This is a genomic window from Proteiniclasticum sp. (assembly GCF_032054185.1).
In the GTDB taxonomy this organism is placed as follows: Bacteria; Bacillota; Clostridia; order Clostridiales; family Clostridiaceae; genus Proteiniclasticum.
In genome coordinates, this window is record NZ_DAMBTF010000002.1 from 55786 (window position 1) to 79643 (window position 23858).

Annotated in this window: 15 protein-coding genes; 6 read left to right on the forward strand and 9 right to left on the reverse strand. The window is 42.3% G+C overall.

Annotated features, from left to right (window positions below; translation table 11 throughout):
• Genes RTX25_RS01320 through fabG form a run of 3 tightly spaced genes read right to left on the reverse strand, consistent with a single transcriptional unit; the run spans position 1 to position 2627 of the window.
• A complete protein-coding gene (locus RTX25_RS01320) occupies positions 1-876 on the reverse strand; it encodes a branched-chain amino acid ABC transporter permease (RefSeq protein ID WP_312649590.1) in 876 nt (291 codons plus the stop codon).
• Positions 877-1896 (reverse strand): 3-oxoacyl-ACP synthase, encoded by a 1020-nt coding sequence (locus tag RTX25_RS01325; RefSeq protein ID WP_312649592.1) that lies wholly within the window; start codon positions 1894-1896, stop codon positions 877-879.
• Between the two features lie 11 nt (positions 1897-1907).
• Complete coding sequence (gene fabG, locus RTX25_RS01330; protein WP_312649594.1) at positions 1908-2627, reverse strand: 3-oxoacyl-ACP reductase FabG; 720 nt, start codon at positions 2625-2627, stop codon at positions 1908-1910.
• Positions 2628-3441: 814 nt separating this feature from the next.
• Here fabG and RTX25_RS01335 point away from each other — a divergent pair.
• The 6 genes from RTX25_RS01335 to RTX25_RS01360 all read left to right on the forward strand — a co-directional run bounded on the left by RTX25_RS01335 (position 3442) and on the right by RTX25_RS01360 (position 8363).
• The gene (locus RTX25_RS01335; protein ID WP_312649595.1) at positions 3442-3858 is read left to right on the forward strand and encodes a MaoC family dehydratase; all 417 of its coding nucleotides are present in this window, start codon (positions 3442-3444) and stop codon (positions 3856-3858) included.
• A 10-nt stretch (positions 3859-3868) separates the two neighbouring features.
• Positions 3869-5008 carry an acyl-CoA dehydrogenase gene (locus RTX25_RS01340; protein WP_312649597.1) on the forward strand — a complete coding sequence of 380 codons (1140 nt, stop codon included), beginning with the start codon at positions 3869-3871 and terminating at the stop codon, positions 5006-5008.
• A 17-nt stretch (positions 5009-5025) separates the two neighbouring features.
• Positions 5026-5814 carry an electron transfer flavoprotein subunit beta/FixA family protein gene (locus RTX25_RS01345; protein ID WP_312649599.1) on the forward strand — a complete coding sequence of 263 codons (789 nt, stop codon included), beginning with the start codon at positions 5026-5028 and terminating at the stop codon, positions 5812-5814.
• 13 nt (positions 5815-5827) lie between these two features.
• Positions 5828-6850 (forward strand): electron transfer flavoprotein subunit alpha/FixB family protein, encoded by a 1023-nt coding sequence (locus RTX25_RS01350; RefSeq protein WP_312649600.1) that lies wholly within the window; start codon positions 5828-5830, stop codon positions 6848-6850.
• A 142-nt stretch (positions 6851-6992) separates the two neighbouring features.
• On the forward strand, positions 6993-8039 hold the full coding sequence (locus tag RTX25_RS01355; protein ID WP_312649602.1) for an alpha/beta hydrolase: 1047 nt from the start codon (positions 6993-6995) through the stop codon (positions 8037-8039).
• 105 nt (positions 8040-8144) lie between these two features.
• Positions 8145-8363 (forward strand): hypothetical protein, encoded by a 219-nt coding sequence (locus tag RTX25_RS01360; protein ID WP_312649604.1) that lies wholly within the window; start codon positions 8145-8147, stop codon positions 8361-8363.
• Between the two features lie 77 nt (positions 8364-8440).
• On the opposite strand, the gene RTX25_RS01365 is transcribed toward RTX25_RS01360, so the two are convergent.
• The 6 genes from RTX25_RS01365 to RTX25_RS01390 form a co-directional block, all read right to left on the reverse strand.
• Positions 8441-9337, reverse strand: coding sequence for a class C sortase (locus tag RTX25_RS01365; RefSeq protein ID WP_312649606.1), 897 nt, complete (start codon positions 9335-9337; stop codon positions 8441-8443).
• Complete coding sequence (locus tag RTX25_RS01370; protein WP_312649608.1) at positions 9327-10298, reverse strand: class C sortase; 972 nt, start codon at positions 10296-10298, stop codon at positions 9327-9329. The genes RTX25_RS01365 and RTX25_RS01370 overlap by 11 nt, the downstream gene beginning before the upstream one ends.
• Before the next feature lie 71 nt (positions 10299-10369).
• Positions 10370-15703: a SpaA isopeptide-forming pilin-related protein gene (locus tag RTX25_RS01375; RefSeq protein WP_312649610.1), complete on the reverse strand. Its 5334-nt coding sequence runs from the start codon at positions 15701-15703 to the stop codon at positions 10370-10372.
• An 890-nt stretch (positions 15704-16593) separates the two neighbouring features.
• Entirely contained in the window at positions 16594-17532 is a 939-nt protein-coding gene (locus RTX25_RS01380; RefSeq protein ID WP_312649611.1) for a class C sortase, read from the reverse strand.
• Positions 17522-18466, reverse strand: a complete 945-nt coding sequence (locus RTX25_RS01385; protein WP_312649613.1) for a class C sortase — start codon at positions 18464-18466, stop codon at positions 17522-17524. The genes RTX25_RS01380 and RTX25_RS01385 overlap by 11 nt, the downstream gene beginning before the upstream one ends.
• A gap of 112 nt (positions 18467-18578) precedes the next feature.
• Positions 18579-23753 (reverse strand): SpaA isopeptide-forming pilin-related protein, encoded by a 5175-nt coding sequence (locus RTX25_RS01390; protein ID WP_312649615.1) that lies wholly within the window; start codon positions 23751-23753, stop codon positions 18579-18581.
• Between the last annotated feature and the right edge of the window lie 105 nt (positions 23754-23858).

Here is a 23858-nt window from a genome sequence, read left to right on the forward strand (position 1 = left end):
TTACACCTTCTTCACAATCTTCTTACCGATTAATCCATAAGGTCTGAACACTATGAATATCAGGATAAGAATGTATAGAATCTGTCCACCCCAGATGGAGGAAACATAGAATAATAAAAGGTTTCTTACGATACCCATGATGTAGGCACCGATGACCGGTCCATGGAAGGTCTGGAATCCGCCCAGTACACAGGCAACAAGAGCCGTGATCTGTACTTCGTCCATCAGATTTAGGGTTACCGAGGTCATTGGAGCCGTCATGACTCCCGCGATGACACCCAGTACACCGGCAACGCCCCATGCAGCCATAGTCACGTTCTTTGTGGGAACCCCCATGAGCCTTGCGACATATTCGTTTGAGGCGGTTGTTCTGATGGCCAGACCCCATTTTGTTTTCTGGAGGATATAGAACATCAGCATCATTATTGCAAGACCCAGAGCGATATTGAACAGACCGTTATAGGAAATGGAAGCACCCAGTATACCCACATCACCGGACTCGATGAGTCTTGGCAGTCTTAAAGGATCCACACCGAAGAAAATCGGAGCGATTCCAAGAACAATCATGATGAGACCCAGGGTGATGATCTGTTTTGCGACCGGAGAAACATTTTTCGTATGTCTCAGCACGAGCACATCAATGAGAAAACCGGTAAAAATGGCACTGATGATACCGCCGATGACTGCAAGCCAGAGAGGTAATCCGAACTTATTGAACAGAAAGGTCACCACAAAGGTATTGAACATCGCCATTACACCCTGAGCAAAGTTCGTGGTGTAGGAAGTTCTGTAGATGATGATGATACCTAAGGCCGCCAGGGCATAGATACTTCCTGTCTCAAGACTTCTTAAGATGATCTGTATGAAGGTACTCAATTATACTTCACCCCATTTGATAACATTTGCCGCCCAGACATAACCTATGCCTGCTGCAACCATGGAAACGATACTTCCTTCTTTCACCTTGCCTTCTTCCAGTGCAAGATGAAGAGAAAGAATCTGGTCGACCTGGCCGATGTGACCGTAGTCTTCAAGATAGATTGACTGGTCTTCTGTCATCCCGAGTTCATTCAGCATGGCGATGTGTCCTGAACGCTTCATGTGAAGCAGGGCAAGATAATCGATATCGTTTCTTTCAAGATCCGATTTTCTGAGGGCTTCATCGATGCACTTGTACCAGTTCGGCATAGACACTTCGTTCAGCCTTGTCTTCATCTTGACAGGATCCATGAGCCTCAGGCTCTTATAGGCTTCATCCCGGTTCTCCTCCGTAATCGGATTGCAGGTTCCCCCAATTTCCACACCTGCGGTTCTTGCAAGAGATCCGTCTGCGATGATGTGGGAACCAAGCAGAAGGTTTCTGCCGTAGTTTTTCTTTAAAATGATTGCCCCGGCTCCTGCACCCAGATTGAACATCATAGACATGTTCTTGTCCGAATAGTCCACGAAATCACCGTTCCGGTATCCGCCGGCAATGAGTATCGTATTGATGCTCTCATCATTCATCAGCATATCCTTTGCAATCTTCATGGTCGATACTGTTGTGCAGCATCTGTTGGCAAGATCTATTCCCCATGCGTTCAATGCACCGATTCTATCCTGAATATAGAGTGCCGATGTGGTCAGGGGATATTCTTTCCATTCCTCACCCACACACAGGATGACATCGATCTCGAGAGGATCGATTCCAGTGTTCTTCAATGCGTCCAGAGCTGCCAGTGCACCCATTTCCTGAGTGCCGTCTATTTCGCCTGGAATCGGCTTTCTGCGGATTCCGAGCTTCGCGACAACAGCTTCTTCTGACCAGACGCCATTGGTCTTCCCGGCTATTTCTTTCCCCGTTATATAGGTTTCGGGAATATATATGCCTGTCCCGACAATTCCAACGTTAGTCATGATAATCCTCCTTACAGTCTCATTCCTCCGTTAACGGATAGGTTGTGACCGGTGATATATGATGCATCATCTGATGCCAGGAACAGTGCCGCTTTAGCAATTTCCTCAGGCTGAGCAAGTCTTCCAAGCATGGTCTGAGCTGCAAATTTGTCCAGAAGATCCTGTGGCACAGTCTTCAGGATATCGGTCATGGTATAGCCTGGTGAAATCGCATTGACTCTGACCTGAGCACCCTTCATGGCAAACTCCTTAGCCCATGTCTTGGTCATTCCGATGACACCCGCTTTTGTTGCAGCATAGTTTGCCTGACCGATGTTTCCGAACTCTCCGACGACGGATGAGATGTTGATGATGGATCCCTTGCCGTTTGTCTGCATCTGAGGTCCGATATGTCTTGTCAGGTTGAATACACCCTTAAGATTGACATCGATGACCAGATCCCACATCTCGTCTGTCATCTTTCTTGTCAGCGCATCTCTTGTAATTCCTGCATTGTTCACGAGTATGTCGATTTTACCGTATTTTTCTGTTACATAGTCAGCAAATGCCTTGCAGGCCTCGCCATCGGCTACATTCAGTTTATACCCTTCCACTCCTGGGTTCTCGTATGCCATATCGCCCATATCTGCAGCAATGACCTTTGCGCCTTCGCTTGCAAAAAGTTCCGCCATGGCCTGACCAAGTCCTCTTGCTCCACCTGTAATTACCGCTACCTTGCCTTGTAATCTCATTTTGTACCCTCCGTATTTTTAAATTTGATTACAATCTCCTATAGTCAGATTTGACTGCAGATTTTACACTCTGCAAGAAGTCAAAATTGGCTATATGAAATATGAATCAGTCCTCATGTTTAGAGTAAATGATAAGGTTTGCAAAGTCAATCAATTTAACAATCAACCTGCAAAATTCAAAGTTTGAATATTATTACGCCATATTTATACTATTTTCATGAATACCCACTCATATTTTAAACAGTTTGATGATTTTTTTGTAAATTCATGAAAAGGTTACCACAATCGTCAGAGACCCTATTGTTAAAACTTTCACCTCAAAATACCATATTCTGATTACCAGAGTTCATATAGTTTATGATGAGAACCCTTGAATAGTCAAGCTCTATCACCTACATCTGCTTTTGACTCATAAACATAATCCTCTCATATTCCGGTTCAATCTGTCAAAAACAAATCAATTGCTCGATTTTTATAACGAACACTTTTTTCGGGGTGATCATATCAGGAAGATTACTGTGATAAACCTTTAACTTTTTTCTTAAGGATTAAATGATACCTTGAAATGATACACTTAGATAGGCATAACCATATCTCTGGTCTATAATATAAAGAGCGGCACTTCATAATGAGCCGTGTAAACAAGTGGTTATCTGTTCAAATCAGCTTAATGTTAAAAAAATAACATTATTTTCTCCCTGCCTATTGTTTTTTCGATTTCTGGGTTTATAATTAAGATAAACATGAAGGGTTCATCATGTTAAACAATTACATTCATTTTTTCTGTTAATCATTTATCATATTGGAGGTACTTATGAAAGGAAAAACCATCAAGGAAATCAGAATCGGAGACAGTGAAAGCTATGAAAGAACGGTCACCGAAGCTGATGTAGTCATGTTCGGCGGCGTTTCAGGCGATCTGAATCCCGCACATTTCAACGAATCCTATGCTAAGGAGACCATGTTCAAAGGCAGAATCGTTCATGGCATGCTGACAGCATCCTATTTCTCAACCATCCTAGGAACCCTTCTACCTGGACCTGGAACCATATATCTGGGACAGGAACTGAAATTCACAAAACCTGTTCGTGTTCAGAATACAATCAAAGCTGTAGCCACAGTTACAGAGATCAATGAAGAGAAGAACATCATCAGGCTGGAAACAGTAGCTTATAACGAACAGGGTGAGATCGTCGTCAAGGGATTGGCAACGGTAATGCCACCTAAGTAGGAGGAAAAAAATGGATTTTGATTTGAATAGAAAACAGGCACTTGCTCAGAAGCTGTTCAGAGAATTCGCGCTGAACGAAGTTAAACCCCTAGCTGCAGAAATCGATGAAGAGGAAAGATTCCCTGAAGAAACAGTAAGAAAGATGACCTCCATCGGCATGATGGGTATCCCTGTCCCTGCAGAGTATGGTGGTGCAGGCGGAGACAACCTCACTTATACCATGGCTGTGGAAGAGCTTTCAAAGTACTGCGCAACCACAGGCGTCATCCTTTCTGCTCATACATCCCTCGCCTGTGCACCGCTTCTTTCTTTCGGAACCGAGGAGCAGAAAAGAAAATATCTTGTTCCACTGGCGAAAGGTGAAAAACTCGGTGCCTTTGGACTGACAGAACCCAATGCAGGCTCTGATTCAGCCATGCAGCAGACAGTGGCTGTTAAGGAGAACAATAATTACAGGATAAACGGTTCGAAGATCTTCATCACAAACGGGGGATATGCGGATACCTTCATCATCTTTGCCATGACAGATAAAACAAAAGGTACCCGAGGAATATCGGCATTCATTCTGGAAAAAGGTACGGAAGGTTTCACCATAGGCAAAACTGAACATAAGCTCGGCATTAAAGGCAGTTCCACCACCGAGCTCATCTTCAAGGACGTTATTCTTCCAGAGGAGAATCTTCTCGGACAGGAAGGTAAAGGCTTCAAAATCGCCATGAACACCCTGGATGGAGGAAGAATCGGAATTGCTGCTCAGGCGCTGGGTATTGCCCAGGGTGCTCTGGATGAAGCGATCAAATACACAAAAGAAAGAAAACAGTTCGGAAAACCCCTCTCCGCTTTTCAGAACACTCAGTTCAGTCTCGCAGTGCTCCAGACAAAGATCGATGCGGCAAGACTTCTGACCTACCGTGCGGCGATCCTTAAGGACAAAGGTCTTTCCTACTCCACAGAAGCGGCAATGGCCAAGCTCTATACCTCGGATATCGCCATGGAAAGCACAAGAACTTCCATGCAGATGCTGGGCGGCTACGGTTATACAAGAGAATATCCTCTGGAGAGGATGTATCGGGATGCAAAGATCACCGAAATCTATGAAGGCACATCTGAAGTGCAGAAGATGGTCATCGCTGCATCACTTCTGAAGTAAAGGAGAGAGGGAATCACATGAATATTGTTGTACTTTTAAAACAGGTACCAGATACCACTGAGATGAAGATCGACAAGGACAAGGGAACACTCATAAGGACCGGCGTACCCACCATCACAAACCCCGACGATCTGGCAGGCTTTGAAGCCGCTCTTAAGATCAAGGACGAAAAAGGTGCGCATGTCATCTGCGTCACCATGGGACCTCCACAGGCTGAAGGTATGCTTAGAGAGCTCTATGCCATGGGTGCGGATGAATGCATTCTTGTGAGCGACGGAAAATTCAGCGGAGCGGATACCTGGGCTACTTCAAACACCTTAGGGGCCGTGCTCGGCACCATCGACTATGATCTCATCATTGCAGGCAGACAGGCTATCGACGGCGATACCGCTCAGGTAGGTCCACAGACGGCAGAGAAGCTTCATCTTCCTCAGATCACCTATGTGGATGAGATTCTTGAGATCGACAAAGAGAAGATCATTGTGAGAAAAGCACTGGAGAACTCCTATGAAATCATTTCTTCCTCCATGCCCTGCCTGATCACAACGCTCAGCACCATTGCCAGGCCTCGTTACATGAATGTCGGTAAAATCATGCAGGCGTTTGATCAGAACATCCGTGTAGTGACCTACGAAGATCTTAATCTTGATCCTCTGACAATAGGTCTTAAAGGTTCACCTACAAAAGTGAAGAAGACCTACACGAAAGAAGTGCACAAGAACTCGGACATCCTGACTTTAGACCCTAGGGAGTCCGCACGAAAAATCTTTGAAACACTCATGGACAACCAGTACATCGGAAAGTAGGAGGAGAATCAGAATGAATATCAAAGAATATAAAGACCTTTATGTCTTCATCGAGTATCAGGATGACAGGCTTAAGGATGCCAGTCTTGAACTTCTCGGCGAAGCGAAAAGACTGAAGGAAGATCGTCCGTGCCTCGGCTACTGCGTGATTGCAGTCATCCTTGGTGCACCTTCAAACGAAATGCTGAATGAACTGGGCTATCGTGGAGCAGATAAGATCATCAATCTTCATCATGAGTCTCTGAAGACCTACAGCACCGAAATCTACACCACTCTGCTTAATGAACTCATCCATCAGGATAAACCGGACATCTTTCTTTTCCCGGCAACCGTACTTGGAAGAGATCTTGCACCAAGGCTTGCAGCAAGATGTGATACAGGACTGACCGCAGATGCTACAAAACTGGAATTCGATCCTGAAAATCAGCTGTCTTCTCTGCTTTATGTGACAAGACCCGCTTTCGGAGGAAATCTTTTCGGGACCATTATAAACGAAACCAAAAGACCTCAGATGACCACCATAAGACCAGGTGTCATGGATAAGCTTCCTCTGGACGAAACGAATAAATTCGTTATCGAAAAAAGAGAAGTCCATCCGGAAAACATCATGGACTTCGTCAAAATCCTGAAGGTTCTTCCCAAAGATCATATGGCAGTGGATATTGCAAAAGCGGAGATCATCATCTCAGGCGGAAGAGGCGTGGGCAACCGCTTTGATGTTCTGCAGGAGTGTGCGGATATGATCGGGGCTGAAGTCGGTGGCTCTAGAGCCGCAGTGGATGAAGGCAGAATTGATAAGGAATATCAGGTCGGTCAGACCGGCAAAACGGTCAAGCCAAAGGTATACATCGCATGTGGAATATCAGGTGCCGTTCAGCATCTGGCCGGTATGGAAAAATCCGACTACATCATAGCCATCAACAAAGACCCTGATGCGCCGATATTCGGCGCTGCAAATATCGGACTTGTAGGAGATGCCTTAGAAATTCTTCCCCTTCTGACACAGGAAATCAGAAGTTACAGAGAACGATCATAGTTATGTTAGGGGAAGACAGGGAACTGTCTTCCCTTCCCTATAAAAAAAGAATATTCTTGAAACATGGTCTGGCGGGTGTTTACAGTTCCCGCCTAATGGGCTAGAATGACCATAAATCAGATTTTTGAAAGGATGGATGTTCGTGTTTAATGATTATGAAAAGAAGGAAATAAAAACTTCACGTCTAGTGGTATCGTATATCGAAGCAGGAGACCCTCAGAATGAACCCCTTATACTCATCCATGGAAATACTTCATCAAACCTCTTCTACCTCCCTACCATTGAGGCTCTGATCGGAAGATTCCATGTATTTGCACCTGATCTTAGAGGTTATGGATATACGGAAAGACTCCCCATCGATTCCACTGAAGGAATGAGGACCTGGTCGGAGGACATCAGAAGCTTCGTGAAGGAACTTGAGATTGAAAATCCGCATATCATCGGCTGGTCCATGGGCGGTGGAGTCGCCATGCAGTATACCATCGATTACCCTTCCGATGTAAGGACACTTGGGCTGATCAACCCCCTCTCCCCTTACGGATTCTCCGGGACCCATGGCATCGACGGAAAAATCAACCATGTTTCCCATGCGGGAACCGGTGGAGGTATGATCAATAAAGCATTTGTGGAAAGTCTGAGAAGCAAGAATGTGGATCTGAGAGACAGCACTTCAGCACCTAATGTGCTTAAGGGACTTTTCGCACCTGACTTCGAAATTTCAGAAGAAATGCAGGATCTTTTCGTAAAATCCATGTTCCTCATGGAACTGGGTGATGAGTTTTATCCTGGCAGCTCTGTTCCGGTTAAAGAATGGCCTTTCCTTGGACCTGGCACCACAGGTGTCGGTAACACCATGAGTCCGAAATATGTCAATCTCGAGAGAATCGCAGATATTGATCCTAAACCTCCAGTCATCTGGTTTAGAGGCATCGAAGACAAAATCGTATCCGACACCTCCTACAGCGACATCGGCCTTCTAGGCAAACTCGGTGTCATTCCTGGATGGCCTGGTGAAGAGGTTTATCCTCCGCAGCCCATGGTATCCCAGACAAGACACGTATTTGAGAAGTATCGGGACAATGGAGGTCAGTTCAAGGAGATCATCTTTGAAAAATCCGGTCACAGCCCGCAGATCGAGGAACCCGAAAAATTCGTTCTGGAGTATCAAACCTTCCTCAATCACCTGTGATTTTCTCTCAGACTGATTTAGTATTCTCCTCTAAATCATGCTATACTATCTAATGTAAAATAATCATGCATCATGATATGTATGTAACAAAAAGAGGTACTATAAATGGAATTAAGAGAAATATTACGCGCACTGCTCTGGATTGTTGCAGCCAGTTCATTCGGACTTTCTGTACTCAGCTTTTTCTCGCTCTTCAAAATGAAGTCCGTGCCCAAGAAAAAGCGTAACCTGATGGAATATCAGAAGCCTCAGCAGTATATAAGCCTCGGTGCAGGTGCAATGGCTATAGCGGTTGTAGCCGGACTCATCGCACTCTGGATCTAATAAGCAGAGATAACAGAAGGACTGTCTTATCATTAACTTTGATAAGACAGTCCTTTTGCTTTTCTATCCGAATGGAATCAGCTGCGCCTTGGTTCTTTTCTGAAGGTCCTTATAAAAAGGATGAGAACCGTAACCCAAAGCACGGAACCTACTCCAACGATGGCATAGCTTATGTATCTTGCATTTCTGACATCTATGCTCTCAGCACTTTCCCTTGAGCTGGATAAAGATAGAACACCTTTATCAGTACTTCCTTTAATCTCGCTTATCCCGTTAACGCGCAACCCATAAACAAGGAGCCTGTGTGTACTTACCTGATATGGTGTACACGTCAGAAGGGTTACCATATCCTTTTCTGGATCAATCTTCAGTTTCTCCGTCTGATTGGGAAGAATCACTTCAATTCTTATAACTTCATAGGTCAGAGTCATGTTGTAGGCATGGATATAAAACCTGTCACCAATCGCAAGCTTATCAAGGTACTTGAAAATTGGATAACCTTTGGAGTACCCTCTGTGCCCTGCGATAACAGAATTGGTTCCCATACCACCTATGGGAAGTGAAGTATCCTCGATCTGCGCAACGCCTTTGGCTAGATTGCTCATGGAAGCTCCTAAATAGATAGGAAGTGTCTGCTTTATTTTCGGGACTTCCAGATAACCGAAAGCGCCATTTGATGTTGCCACTTTTCTGACCACTTCTTTTGTCCCTTCGATTTTTCTCTGAGTCACCTCCGCGATGAACGGATCGTCATACTCTGGTTCTGTAACCCCGTTTGCCACATATTCATTGTAATTCTGAAATTCTTCGATATATTTACTGATTTCATCATCGCTCATGTGCTGCACAACATTTTCATACTCATTAAAAGCACTCTGATTCTGAGCTTCAAACAGTAGCATATGTACATGAGGATACATAAATATGCTCAGACCGATAAGAAATATGATATAGGAAATCCTCTTAAGTCTCACTGTCCATCACCTTCTTTCCTCTTCTCTTTCTGAAGAAATAGACTCCGATGATGATTCCCAGTGTGATTACGATTATTCCTCCGATAAGGAAAGGATTCAGATCGTTTCCGGTTAAAACATCCCCTTCGCTTGAAGGATTTTCTATAGCTTGATCTGGTTCAGGTTCTTCCCCTATCTCACCCTCAGCATACTCAGCTGGCGGTATATATTCTGTCCGCTCTCCTCTGACAAGAAGTCTGTTGGTGTTAATCATGTACGGATCACAGGTTATAAGTGTAACCACATCCTTTTCATCATCGATTCTCAGTTTTTCAATATCATAAGGTGGTACAATCACTGTTTCAAATACCTTGTAGGCCATTACTTCGTTAAGGCTGTGTACATAGAATACATCCCCTACCTCTACCTCATCGAGATTTCTAAACATCTTGGCCTGGGGTAGTCCCCGGTGTCCTGTCAGAACTGAATTGGTTCCAGCTCCTCCTATAGGAAGAGACGTCTGTTCAATATGACCAAGTCCGTTATTCAAGACATCATCGCTTGTACCATGGTAGATAGGAAGATATACATCAATTTCCGGTATTTCGAGATATGCCATGACCTCACCGATATTCAGCATATCCATATAGCTTACCCCTGCTTCCTGAGGCCTGTTTTCTGCAAACGGATCTGTAATCGTCGCTCCCCTCATAAGCTTTTCATTATAATCTAGTGCTTCTCTTTTGAGTCTAGCAATTTCTTGAGACTCCAGATCCTTTAGATATTCACTATATTCTTGAATTGCCTTTTCCTGTTTTTGTGAACTGATAAAATCCATAACAGTAGGATAGAGGAAAATCGATAATCCGATTAAGAACACTATAGCTAAGACAAGCTTCTGCACCCAATTTCTACTAGATTCTTTTCTGACTTTGTGCACACGATCATCTCCTTTAATTTCAAATGTTCTTAGCTCTTCCATATAGCTTCCAGAGAAATGGAGGTTATATGGAAGAGGCGAATGCAGAGCATTCGCCTGACAACCCTTTATAATTATGCTTTACTTCTCTTTCTGTTCAGCATGAGAGCTGAACCCATCAGTCCTCCACCGATGACTGTGAATAGAACTGTACCGATACCACCTGTCTGTGGAATCTTTGGTCCTAAAATGTTGTTGATATGATATGGGTTCGCATATTCCAGACCTTCTGGATTTGAATAGTAAGACAATTTAGTGATCGTAAATGTCCATGGATCATCCTCAAGATTGTATGGACGGTCTTCACCATCATACATTGGAGCGACAATTTCAAGCAGCTTGTAGTCTCCATATGCTAGACCTTGAATTTCAAATAACCCATTTGCACCCGAAGTCAGTTCTATCGCACCTGGCAGATTTGTATAATCTGGATTTACCGGTAGTACAACCCAGACAAACTCGTTGGCAACCTTTGTCAGATAATGTGTTTCTGCATCATTTAGGATGATAAACTGAGCTCCATCTATTCCGTTTGGTTCCTGAGTACTCTTCTTCATAAATCGGATTCCGCCTGTGAATGCATATGCATCGTCTGTATCATGTCCAGGAGTATATCCATTGTTGAAGTCTACTCTAGCTTCATTCTTGATCCCAACTCCCATTACTGCTGTCTCATTAATATCTGCAAAGAAACTGATTTCAACTTTATCAAAGTTTACAGTTCCGTTGTTCAATTTATCAGGAATTAGTGTGACAAGAAGTGTTCGATTTCCGGGTGTATATGACTGAGTATAATGTGTTCCTTCAGTGAGAGTAGTTGATACCGCTCCTACAAAGCCTTTTACGACTACTGGACCGACATAATCAAGTTTTGTGTCTATTACGTCTGTTACAGTCAAAGTTGTATACTCGTCAACATCTTCAGGCAGATCCAGCTCAATGAAGAACTCAAAATCGTCGCCTACTGTTGCGTCGAGTTCTTCCTGACCGATTTCTCCGATAGACTTCTCGATTTCTGGACCTTCATAGTTGTCCAGTTTTACAAACTCAACAGTTCCTACGATGTCATCACGCAATAGTCCGTCTAGAAGAACTTTACCATTGGAATCAATTTCAAATTCTAACGGTTCGGTATTTAAGAGATACGAATCTACTGTAGCTGTTTCCACAAAGTAGTAGAATCCTCGAGGCAGATTATTCAGGATGATCTCACCAGCAGCGTTAGTTGTATACTCTTGTGCAGCTCCTCCTTCAGGAACATATTCACCATCTGGAACTTCTGGTGTACCTTCATAAAGTCTGAATTTGGCTCCTGGTAATGGAACACCAACTTCTCCTTCTCCAGGAATCTTTCCAATAAATTTCTGAAGTACGACAGCACCACGAGTGGCGATTTCCTTAGGATAAATGTGCACTGAATCTAAATAATCTGTTCCATCGCTATTCATCACTGGCAGTCCTAAAATAAACGGAACAGCAATGTGCGAATCGACATTTGCAGGGGTAAAGGTTTCTTTGAAGAAGTAGTATCCATCCTCAAGATCCTCTATGAATATTGTGCCTGCTGGATCACTCGTTGTTAGTTCACCTTTAAAAACATGTTCACTGTTTAATGTAGCGATTGAAGCTGCGTCTAGATATGCCAATGTCAGCTGACCAGCAGGTTTAGTCATATCCAGTTTCCAGTATGAGAATTTTACTCCTGGTAGTGGTTTGTAATTACCTGATCCCAGCAGATTATTAAGGGCAGTTTCATCCAGCAGCGTACCATCATGGTCTGCTGGTAGGCTCTTTGCTGGATCGAACAATCTAGGATCTTCAAAGAGCTCCATTTTATGAATTGTCACATCGGTTTCACCTGAATGTAAGGGTGGTCTTGGATTTGGTGTTGGAGTGGTAGTAGCGCTTGCAATACTAGGAGCAACGAACACAAACAGTACCAGCATCGTAAAGAGTAGTGTGAAGAGTTTCCTTCCTTTCATGATGTTTTCTCCTTTCCCTCTATTATTGTAATTATGTTTCTTGAATCCGAAAAGCGCGCCGCCCATGATTCCGATTCCAAGGATTGTGAACAGCATTGTTCCCATACCACCAGTTGCTGGAATCATTGGAGCCTCTTCGTTTGATACAGTGATTTCATTAAGTGTAATTGTTACGTCAATTGTGAATGGTATCGGATACTCATGTAACAGATATCCTTCTGGTGCTACTATTTCAATGACAAAGTAATCACCAGCTTCAAGATTTTCTACAATCTGAGTTTTTCCATTTGCTCCTGTTGTCAGTCTTCCATTAGGAGCAGCTGTCGGTATTCTGATACCATAAATTATGCCTCCACCTTCAAGATTGAATGCTACCGCAAAAGGTGTCGTGCTTTCAACTTCACGGTAGAGATCGAATTCTGCACCTGCTAGCTCAACACCATCGACGCCTGTCTTTGTAAGCTGGAATGAACTTATTTTACTCCTGTTGGTAACTGTCAATCCGTCTTCACTGATGGATTTATCATAACCGGTAGGAACTGTTAGTTCATCTACTGTATAGATATATAGGTCTCCGAACTTGTCGGTCTTAGGCAGATTCGACCAGGTGTAGGTGAATTCTGAAGCTGTTCCCGAAGCAGGCACGATACTTGGTGTGACACCCGTGACTTCAGTTTTAAGTCCAGCACCAATCTGTCTGTATAGGGTAAGTGTTACAGCTACATGGTCTACGTCTTTTCCACCTTCCCATAACTTCTTGGCGATAACACTGATCTTTGGACTTACATATTTATTTGTGATTTCTACTGTATCTTCCTTATTGTTCCATGCCAGTGTCACTTTTCCGTCAGTAGGGTCTGATGTAATCGTAAATCCTGCTGCTGTTAAATTAACCTGATCTGCTTCTACTACGGTATATTCACCATATTTAAGACCAGGTATTTCTTTTGTTTCTCCACCTTTAAGTACTCTTGTTGTATTGTAACCGTCAGGACCTGTGATGTTGAAGGTAAACTCTCTAAGGTCTCCTACTATAGGATCATTATTTTCATCCAGCAGAATCTTATTGAGAATCAGTTTACCTAAAGGTTTTTCCTTGTTGGTCACTTCAACTTCAATATCGGGTTGTCCTGAATCAGCCGTTCCAACAGGTGGCTGGATAACAAAGGTACTTGTTACTGCACCATTGACTTTAATGGTCACATCATAGTCTGGTGCATTTTCGCTTACTGTATAGGTGTCAGCAAGCCTGAGATTTGTTTTTGTGATCAGCTGATCTGGAATGAGATTGTAAGTCTCGTTATATTCAGCGTAGATTGTGTCTCCATCCTCCGCATCACTCATGATCTTTATCGGGAACTGTCTATTTGGATCTGTAATAATTTTCCCATCAGCATCCATAAGTATCTTCTTGACTTTCAGGAAAATCGGATTAACCTTCGGAATTGGGAAATGCAGTTCCTGAGTAACATTGTTCGAATCCTTGTAGGATACTTCTGCATCACCATTTGTCGGATACAGACCATCAGCAGGTACTGTCAATCCTAGAATACTATCATTAATGCTCACCCTATATTTCAGTTCCGCATATCTGATATTTGATCCAGGTGATATCTCCTGTGATAAATCCCCTACTGTCCAGGTAAGTACACCACCGGCATATGCTACGGTACCCTGAGTCTTTGTTGGTATCTCGCTAGCTGGTATCTCAAATCCAGCAGCCATAGGATCAACAACCACCGTATCTTTAGCAGCTGAGTTGATACTTCCTGCAATCTGCTGGAATATTGTATTCAGGTCACCTGGCGATGCAGTAAAAGCTTTTCCAGGTGAAGCAACACTATTTAGAACAGCATTTCCTACTCCCCCTGCATCAAATGCAATTGTCCACAGCGTTCTTTGCTTTCCTACTTCAACTGTATTTTTGAAAAACCCCGCTTCTGCAATTGTACTGTTACCATGACTATACCAATTACTATTTCCACCGACACTATTAATAAAAGCAAAGCCGTCTGAACCATTACCAACAGTCGATGGATAGTTATAATCAGATTCTATCTGATTAGGACTAGTAACGTAATTTCCAGGAGAATAGTATACATACTCGTGTTCACCATTTTTTATTGCATAACTAAATGTGGGTTGACCATCTGATAGGAGCACTATATTCTTAAGATCTGCAGTACTGTTCGGAGATTTAAGTATTCCGGCTGCGTATCTTATTGCTGCTTGCGTATGTGTGCCTCCATTAGCAACTAAATCATCAATTGCATCTTCTAAATCAGCGATATTATTGGTGAAGTCCTGCTCTAAAGTCACAGTAGAACCTGAAGATTCAGAAGCAAACGAAACGATGGCGATACGAGTATAGGTTGTTCCTCCTAATTCATTTACGAATTGAACAGCAGCAGCTTTAGCCTCTACCAGCTTGTCACCACGCATACTACCAGATCGGTCAATCACTAATACGATGTCCGATGTCTTCTGAGTGTCCTTCCCTTCGATTCGCAAGGTGATCTCCCAGGTATTTACCAGCCCTTCAACAGGCACTGCTGTTTTACCTATCGTGACATCTCCAGGGTTAACAGGTGATGTGAACGTTCCAGAGAGCGTCTGCATCATAGGTGCAAAACTTCTGCTTATCACAGGAGTATAGATCTGAGTTCCAGGAACCCCTGAATAAGAAACCGTTGCATAGTCATAAACTTCTTCACTTAATATTACGCCATCAGGACCAACTGGTTCATTCGTTGGTAGCTTACCGCTAAAACCATCATTAATTACCGGCGTATATTCATCCGAAACGTTGATATCTCCCGATTCATTCAACGACAAAGTATCGTCAAGTTGTTCTACTACCTTTGGTTCCTCAACTGGTTCCTCAGTCTTTGGTTCCTCAACCGGTTCCTCAGTCTTTGGTTCCTCAACTGGTTCTTCAACTGGTTCTTCAGTCTTTGGTTCCTCAGTCTTTGGTTCTTCAACAATACTCTTGCTTCCTACTTCAGTCGGTTCTTCCACCACCGGTGGTATGAAAGTATTCTCGATTACAAATTCACGAATCACAGTTTTATAATTCTCTAAAGGTTCTTGATCTACGGAATAGAGAATTACATTTCCTTCAGCATCCAACTCATCTACCGGAGTGAATTTGACTAGAGTGGATCCATCGGTTACTTCTATACTTTCAACAACTACTTCGCCAGACATAAGAGTAATCGTTGTATCTGGTACAGATTCACCATCAGGGACTCCCGTCCAAATCACTTCAGCAGAAAGCTCAATCTTCGTAAGTGTCTCTTCTCTATTTAACTCTTCAGCTCTAGTGTTTCTCATTCCTCCTGGCAGGATACTGATCATAAAGCTGAATAAGATTAAAATAGAGAAGAAATATCTTCTCTTACTTGACTTATCTTTTCCTACACGCACTGGTCTCAACTCCTTTCTCATTACAAGAATGTTTTTCTAGTATTTTCAGTTGAGTTATAACATCGACAACTAAACAAACAACCTAATCCGCTGTGATCGGAATTTGGACCTCTTTCAACACCACGAACAAATAGCAGAGAAATATGAATTGTTACAATAGTTTTATCGACAATATTGTATCATTTATTTCACAATTATTTGTAATATTCTATCATAATTAACATTAATTTTATAAGTTGCTATTTTATATGCAGTTACTTGTCGATAACTGTCTCAATTGCTAGATTACTATTGAAAACACTCACAAAAATATTAATAAACCGTGAAAAATATCAAAAAATTTTCGACACGATTAAAATCAATTAGAAATTACGCTTAATGTTTGTACGATTCACCTATACATAAATATCACAACCACCACATAATGATTATGGCAGTAAAAAAATTAATCACAATTCATCTTTTATAACTCACCCTTCTACTAGCTCAAAGATTAATAAAGCAAATAAGCATATTAGAACACTCCGTAAGACATATAATGTAAATAATCACAAAATCTTCATCCTGCAGCACTACCCAAAATGAATGAATAAAAAATAGACCCCCCTCACTCTGAGAACATCAGCGACAGGAGAGTTCTGAATTACTGCTTGATTTTAGAATATATTGTATGCAACTATCCAGTAATGTCATTGTTACCCTTCACGATACACCACACCCTTCTGTTATTTGAACACAATGATTCATCTCTTTAGTGAATCCACATTAAAATCACCCGTATTAAAACCCGCATACCAGGGATTATGTAGTCCCTGATATGCGGGTTGCTTCGCAGTTATTTCCATCGTCTAAAGTAGTCTATATCGAATAAATTGAACACATCAATCTTACTATCTTCCCGCGCCTACATCAAACTTCTTCCTGAAGGTTCGTAAAAACAGTATAAATACTGCAATCCAAAGGACAGATCCTACCCCCACCACGATATAGCTGATCATATTGTCGAACTTCACTTCACCGCTTACAGGCATCTCCCTTGTGTAGCTTTCAGATAGAACACCAGAATAACCTTCACCGTGTTCATCTTTTCTGACCTCCCCAGAAGCTTCACCCTCATCTACCCTCATGGCATAGACCAGTAGACGGTGTGTATTGGATCGGTAAGGTTCACAAGTCAGGAGTGTTACAAGATCTTTTTCCGGATCAATATTCAGTTTCTCTCTCTCATCCGGCAATATGATTTCAACACCTATTACTTCGTATGTTAGTGTAAGACCAAGTATATGGATGTAGAATCGATCTCCTGTCACCATCTGATCTAGATGCTTGAAAAATGGTATACTGCGGTTAAATCCTCTATGTCCCGCAATAACAGAATGGGTTCCTACCCCGCCGATCGGAAGAGATGTTCTATCAACATGAGCAACACCCTTATTCAGATTTTCATCAGTTGCACCAAGATAGATAGGCAGCTTCTGACTGATCCTCGGTATATCAATATACCCAAAGGGTCCAACAGAAGTGATCTTTTTGGGTTTGGAAGAACCAGCTGCCGCAACCGGTGCAGAATCCACCTCCCCTCTTGTCGCTATAGGAGTGAAGGGATCGGAAACCTTCTTTTCCGGTTCACGAGCGATATAATCATTATAAGCTTTTACTTCTTCAATATTTGCGCGTATCTCTTCATCAGTCATGTGCTCCATTAAATTTTCGTATTCTGCGATTTCAGTGACATTCTGAACCTCAAAGAATATTTTCATCACATGAGGATACATGAGTATGGTAATCCCAGCAAGAAAGAGAATATAGGACATTCTTTTAAGTTTCATGTTCCATCACCCTCTTTCTTCGTCTTTCTCTGGAAAGAAACATACGATTAACCACAACAACCCCTGCAACACTTATTACCAATATAAGAATTGCCCATTTGTTTCTGCCCATAATACTCAGCATCCCGGAAGATGGATCTTCTGCTTCTGCAGCTCCATCGACATTACCAGCAGATACCTCTTCTTCTTCACCCTCAGCATATTCCACAGGTGCTTTATAATCTACTCTGATGCCTCTGACAATGAGTCTGTTGGTATTGATCATATATGGATCACACGTAATCAGAGTCACGATATCCTTATCATCCTCTATTCTCAGCTTCCCAATATCCGTTGGAGGTACAATTACCACATCAAAAACTTCATAGGCCAGAACCTCATCAAGGCTATGGACATAAAACTCATCACCAATTTCCATCTTATCAAGATGCCTGAACATCTTTGCCGAAGGTAGTCCACGATGTCCCGTGATGACTGAATTGGTTCCTGTTCCACCTATAGGAAGAGACGTCTGCTCAATATGACCGAGCCCATTATTTAAAACATCATCACTGGTCCCATGATATACAGGAAGATAGACATCAATATTCGGAATTTCAACATACGCCATAACTTCACCGATATTGAGCATATCCATATAACTCACTCCAGTATTCTGAGGCCTGACCTCAGAGAATGGGTCCAGAATTTCCGTTCCTTTTTTGATCTTCTCATTATAAGCCATCGCTTCTTTTCTTAACCGCTCTTTTTCTTCAACCTTCAGCCGCTCCACATCATCATGGTATCCCTCTATGATCTTCGCCTGTTTTCTGGAAACAAGAAAATCGCTGACTGTAGGATAGAGAAAAATTGACAGTCCGACGATGAAGATCATCGCCAGAAGGATTTTCTGTATGAGACTCTTCTTGTTTTCGTTACTTTTATTCTCCTTCATTAAACTCATCACCTCTCAACTACTTCCGTCTTCTCTTCTATATAACCTCCAACTCTTCTGGGGATTATATGGAAGAGGCGAATGCTTAAGCATTCGCCATCCCCTTTCTTAATTAGCCTTTGCTTCTCTTCTTGTTCAGAATTAGAGCTGACCCCATGAGTCCTCCACCGATTAGAGTGAATAGAGTTGTACCGATACCACCAGTCTGTGGAATCTGTGGCCCTAATATGTTTAGAACTTGCTGAGGTTCTGCTGTTGGGTTTTGTGTTCCTAATTCAATTGTTCCTGGGTTTGAGTAGTAGCTTGATCCATTAACCAAGAATTCAATCGGATCTTCAATCAGCTGATATGGGTAGCCTTCGCTTGACATTGGAGCAACTGTTTCATATAGGAAGTAAACTGTTCCATCTTCAAGATCATATTTCAGACCTTTGATTTCAAACAATCCGTCTTCGTCTGATACTACTGTGTAAGCATCATCCATATCTGTTGTCCAGCTGTAAACGCCGTCTTCAATCATTAGATATTCATCATCAGCATTCATGATTACGAATTCTGCACCATCCAGCGCTTCAGCGTCTCCATTAACCTTGATAAAGTTCTTACCACCAGTAAATGCCAGCACTTCTTCTGAAGGCTCTTCATCTACTACGAATCCGTTGTCATAATCTACAACTGCTTTGTTTGGAATGCCCTGTCCCATGATCGCTGTTTCGTTTATTGAAGCTTCAAAACTGACTCTAACAAACTTCAGCCCTTCAAGCTCTTCTGGCACAAATGTTACGATAAGCTCTTCGTCACTTCCTACAGCAGGTTCTGTAACTGTGTAATCAGTTCCAAGAACTAATGGTGTAAATATTGTGCCGTCTGCGCTTCCAAGCACCTCCAAGCTGTTTCTGTAATCAAGTCTTGAATCCAGATCATCGGATACTACAAGTGAGTCATACTTGTGGATGTTTCCTGGCAGCTCCACATCGATGATGAACGGAAGAGCTTCATTGAAGTTTCCTGATGCTGCAGTCTGTCCAACTGTTCCGATAAACTTTTCAATATCCGGTTCTACGAAGTTATCATGAGTGACTAACTTGACATCTCCAGTTACAACTCTTTCTCCAGCTTCAACAGTAACTTTACCATTTGCTGTAATTGTGAATGGGATTGGTGTTGCATCTAATAGGTAAGGTGAGACTGTTGCTGTTTCAACGAAGTAGTAACTTCCCACTGGCAGGTTGTTGATGATGATTTCACCATCTGCGTTAGTTATTAAATCTTCTGTTCTTAGTGTTGCGTTTCCAGGTATACCTTTATAAAGATCAAAGGTTACTCCGGGAAGCTTTGTATTTCCAGCCAGTTTAGTTAATACAACCGCACCACGTACGGTCAGGTTCTTAGGATAGATATGCAGGTCTTTGATAAAACTTGTTCCGTCAGCCTTCATCACTGGAAGCCCCAGCAGGAAAGGTACTGCAATCTGATCGGTTACAACTTCAGGTGCTGAGTGTTCTCTGAAATAGTAGTAGCCATCTGCCAGTGGTGGCAGTGCAACTGTACCATTTGCTAAAGTCGCAGTAGTGATTGTACCATTACCAAAATCTGTGATCAGTTCTGATAAATCCATATCATCAAGATCATCAGCATCGGCAGTTGCAGGTACTTTCCAGTATCTGAATACTACACCCTCAAGTGGTGCATAGTTTCCGGCACCAAGCACTTCATCAAGACCATCAGCATCAAGGACTGTTCCGTCATGATCAGCTGGAAGCCCTCCAGTATTTGTAAAGAGTTCCATTTTGTGAATGGTGACATTAGTTGTTCTTTCAGGTACCTCTGTTGCCTTTGCCATAGTTGGAGCAACAAATACAAATAGTACAAGCATTGTAAATAATACTGTGAATAGTTTCCTTCCCTTCATGACGCTTTCTCCTTTCCCTCTATTGTTGTTGAATTTCTTAAATCCAAGTAACGCGCCTCCCATGATACTTATACCTAGGATTGAGAATAACATTGTTCCCATTCCACCAGTTGCCGGAATCATAGGTGCCAGTTCATTTTCGACTGTAAATTTATTCAGTGTCTTTGCTGCATCTATTTCAAATTCGATGGGATATTCATGCAAGAGATATCCGACAGGTGCCGCTGTTTCAATTACAAAGTAATCGCCAGCTTCCAGTCCGTCTATAATTTGCGTTTCTCCGTTTTCATCTGTGATCAGACTTCCAACAGGGACAAGAACACCAAATACTGTTTCTCCATCTTCGTTTTCAAAAGCGACCGCTCCCTCTGCTGAACCTTCAGTCTTACGGTACAGATCAAACTTCGCACCTTCGAGTGGCACATCATCGACTCCCGTCTTTAGAAGCTGCAGTTTGCTTGTCTTGCTCTTGTTTGTTACAGTCTGACCATCTTCACTGATGATCTTGTCGTATCCAGCTGGTACTGTCAGTTCATCTACTGTGTAGATATACAGCTGACCAAACTGGTTTGTCTTAGGCAGGTTAGACCAGGTATAGGTAAATTGAGATGCAGTTCCTGAAGCAGGTATGATATTTGGTGTAACTCCAGTAACCACAGTCTTTGGTCCAGCTCCTACCTGTCTGTATAGCGTCAGCGCTACTGCAACATGATCTTCAACATTTCCGTTTTGCCATATCTTCTTAGCGATGACATCTATTTTCGGACTGATATATTTATTGGTAATTTCAACTGTTCCTGTCTTATTGTTCCAGCCTAGTGTCACTACGCCGTCTGCAGGATCAGATGTAATTGTAAATCCTTCTGCAACAAGGCTTACCTGGTCTGCTTCTGTCACAGTGTACTGACCATATTTAAGACCTGTTATTTCTTTTGTTTCTCCACCTTTAAGGACTCTGGTTTCACTGTAATTCCCTGGACCTGTAATATTGAATGTAAACTCTCTCTGATCGCCCACTATAGGGTTGTTGTTTTCATCAAGGAGAATCTTCTTGAGAATCAGCTTACCTAACGGTTTTTCCTTATTGGTTACCAAAACTTCGATATCAGGCTGTCCTGAATCCGCAGAACCAGCTGGTGGCTGCACAACAAATGTGTCTGTGACCACACCATTTACTTTAATGGTTACATCATAGTCCGGTGCGTTTTCGCTTACCGTATAAGTGTCGGCAAGTCTGAGGTTGGTTTTGATAATCTGCTGATCTGGAATAAGACTGTATGTCTCATTGTATTCTGCGTAGATTGTATCTCCATCAGCAGCATCACTCATAATTTTAATTGGGAACTGTCTAGAAGGATCTGTTATGATATTGCCTTCAGCATCCATAAGAACCTTTTTGACTTTAATGAAAATCGGGTTGACCTTTGGAACCGGGAAGGTTTTTATCTTACTGACATCATCCTGATCCTTGTAAGTCACCTTAGCATCCCCATTAGTCAGATAACGTCCGTCTCCCGGCACTGGCAGACTGAGGATATCATCATTAATTGTTACCCTATACTTCAGCCATGCTACCTTAATGTTCGATCCAGGTGAGATCGGCTGAGTAAGATCTCCAACGTTCCATGTCAGAACTCTGTTGGCATAGGTATGTGTACCTTGTGATTTTGTGATGTTTGAGTTGACCACTACAGGTATTTCAAAACCTTCTCCCATAGGATCGACTACCACTATATCCTTAGCAGCTGAGTTAATACTTCCCGCGATCTGCAGGAATATCGCATTAAGCTGATCCGGGGTACTCTGGAAATCTTTTCCTGGTGATGAAATATCTTCCAGCACTTCATCACCGTAATTGGTAGTTTCAAGAGCTATTGTCCATAACGTTCTATTTCCACCTGACCCTTTATACATACCAGCTTGAGAAATCGCGTTATTTCCATGACTTGAGTAATAGTCAATATAATTTGAATTTGATTCTGTCCATTTGTAGTGAGTATAACCAACATAACCACCACCGGTTATACTATCATAGTTATAAGCACTGGCAGCTAAATTACTCTTTGTCCTATAGTGTACTCTCTGATTGCTTAGATTGTTATTCCAATCTTCCACATCTTCATTCTGGTTATACCACTCAAAATATGAATTGTTGTCATACACTTTGAAACTCTGAGTTGGCTCTCCATCTGACAGCAGCACTATATGCTTGTTGTCGGCTGTACTTGATTGTAATAATGTTTCCGCTCTTCTAATACCAGCCTGAGTATTTGTACCACCTTCAGCATTTAAATTATCTATAGCAGTTTTCAAAAGTGCTGAGTTCGTTGTAAATGGCTGATTTGTTGTTACTGTCGTTGAATTGCCATATTTTGATGCAAATGAGACTATCGCAATTCTCGTATTGGGTTTCCCATTCATCGCATCTACGAATGCTTTAGCAGCCGTTTTGGCTTTTACTAACCTTTGATTTTGAGCCATACTAGCTGATCTGTCTATAAGAAGTACAATGTCGGATGTTTTCTCACTATCCTTCCCTTCAATTCTTAAAGTAATATCCCAAGTATTGACCAGACCCGGAACAGGTACTGCATATTTGTCTATCGTCACTTGTCCAGGCCCAATCGTTGATGTACTTCCGATAACACTTTGACTGCTTTTCATGAAACTGTTAACTTTCGCCTCTGGTGAACCTAAAACATCATAAACAGGTACTTCAGATACAATTGTTCCAAATGGTATCCTATCTGACCCGTATGGCTGTCCAACCTTCACCACACTTTGTGTTTGCCGTTCAGTATCATCACCAGGTTCTTCCTCAGTCGATTCATCTTTTCCTTCTTCTTCAACTGCAGGATCCTCTATCTGATTCTCTTCTTCAACAGGTTCTTCCTTAGCAGGTTCTTCTACTATCGGTTCTTCTTCAACTATCGGTTCTTCATTTTCACTTCCACCTTCACCTTTAGGCTCTTCGATGGATTCTTCTTTCTCTTCTACTAAAGGTTCTTCAAGCTCAAGTTCTGGAATACTTTCACTTTCTATCGCTGCTGACTCTTCCACCAGAGGTGCGATATATGTATTCTCGATTATGAATTCCCTTACTTCGGTTTCATAATTCTCTATGGGTTCCTGTTCTATTGTATAGAGAATCACATTACCATCAGCATCCAGCTCATCTACCGGTGTGAATTTGACTTCTGTGGATCCATCAGTTACAGCTATACGCTCAACGACTTCTTTGCCAGACATCAGATTAATCGTTATTTCAGGTATAACCTCTTCATCAGGGACACCAGTCCAAATCACTTCAGCAGAGAGTTCAATTTTCTTGATATCTTCTTCCCCTATTAACTCTTCAGCTTTGATATTTCTCATACCCCCTGGCAGGATACTGATCATAAAACCGAATAAGATTAATATGGAAAAGAATTTTCTTTTGTTCATATACTTGTCTTTGTCCACACGCACTGTTTCAACTCC

Bases quoted from the DNA above. Each gene is read 5' to 3' on its own strand.
- RTX25_RS01335 (WP_312649595.1), top strand. From the start codon at position 3,442: ATGAAAGGAAAAACCATCAAGGAAATCAGAATCGGAGACAGTGAAAGC.
- RTX25_RS01380 (WP_312649611.1), bottom strand. From the start codon at position 17,532: ATGAAACTTAAAAGAATGTCCTATATTCTCTTTCTTGCTGGGATTACC.
- RTX25_RS01345 (WP_312649599.1), top strand. From the start codon at position 5,026: ATGAATATTGTTGTACTTTTAAAACAGGTACCAGATACCACTGAGATG.
- RTX25_RS01385 (WP_312649613.1), bottom strand. From the start codon at position 18,466: ATGAAGGAGAATAAAAGTAACGAAAACAAGAAGAGTCTCATACAGAAA.
- RTX25_RS01325 (WP_312649592.1), bottom strand. From the start codon at position 1,896: ATGACTAACGTTGGAATTGTCGGGACAGGCATATATATTCCCGAAACC.
- RTX25_RS01390 (WP_312649615.1), bottom strand. From the start codon at position 23,753: ATGAGAAATATCAAAGCTGAAGAGTTAATAGGGGAAGAAGATATCAAG.
- RTX25_RS01340 (WP_312649597.1), top strand. From the start codon at position 3,869: ATGGATTTTGATTTGAATAGAAAACAGGCACTTGCTCAGAAGCTGTTC.
- fabG (WP_312649594.1), bottom strand. From the start codon at position 2,627: ATGAGATTACAAGGCAAGGTAGCGGTAATTACAGGTGGAGCAAGAGGA.
- RTX25_RS01360 (WP_312649604.1), top strand. From the start codon at position 8,145: ATGGAATTAAGAGAAATATTACGCGCACTGCTCTGGATTGTTGCAGCC.
- RTX25_RS01350 (WP_312649600.1), top strand. From the start codon at position 5,828: ATGAATATCAAAGAATATAAAGACCTTTATGTCTTCATCGAGTATCAG.
- RTX25_RS01370 (WP_312649608.1), bottom strand. From the start codon at position 10,298: ATGGAAGAGCTAAGAACATTTGAAATTAAAGGAGATGATCGTGTGCAC.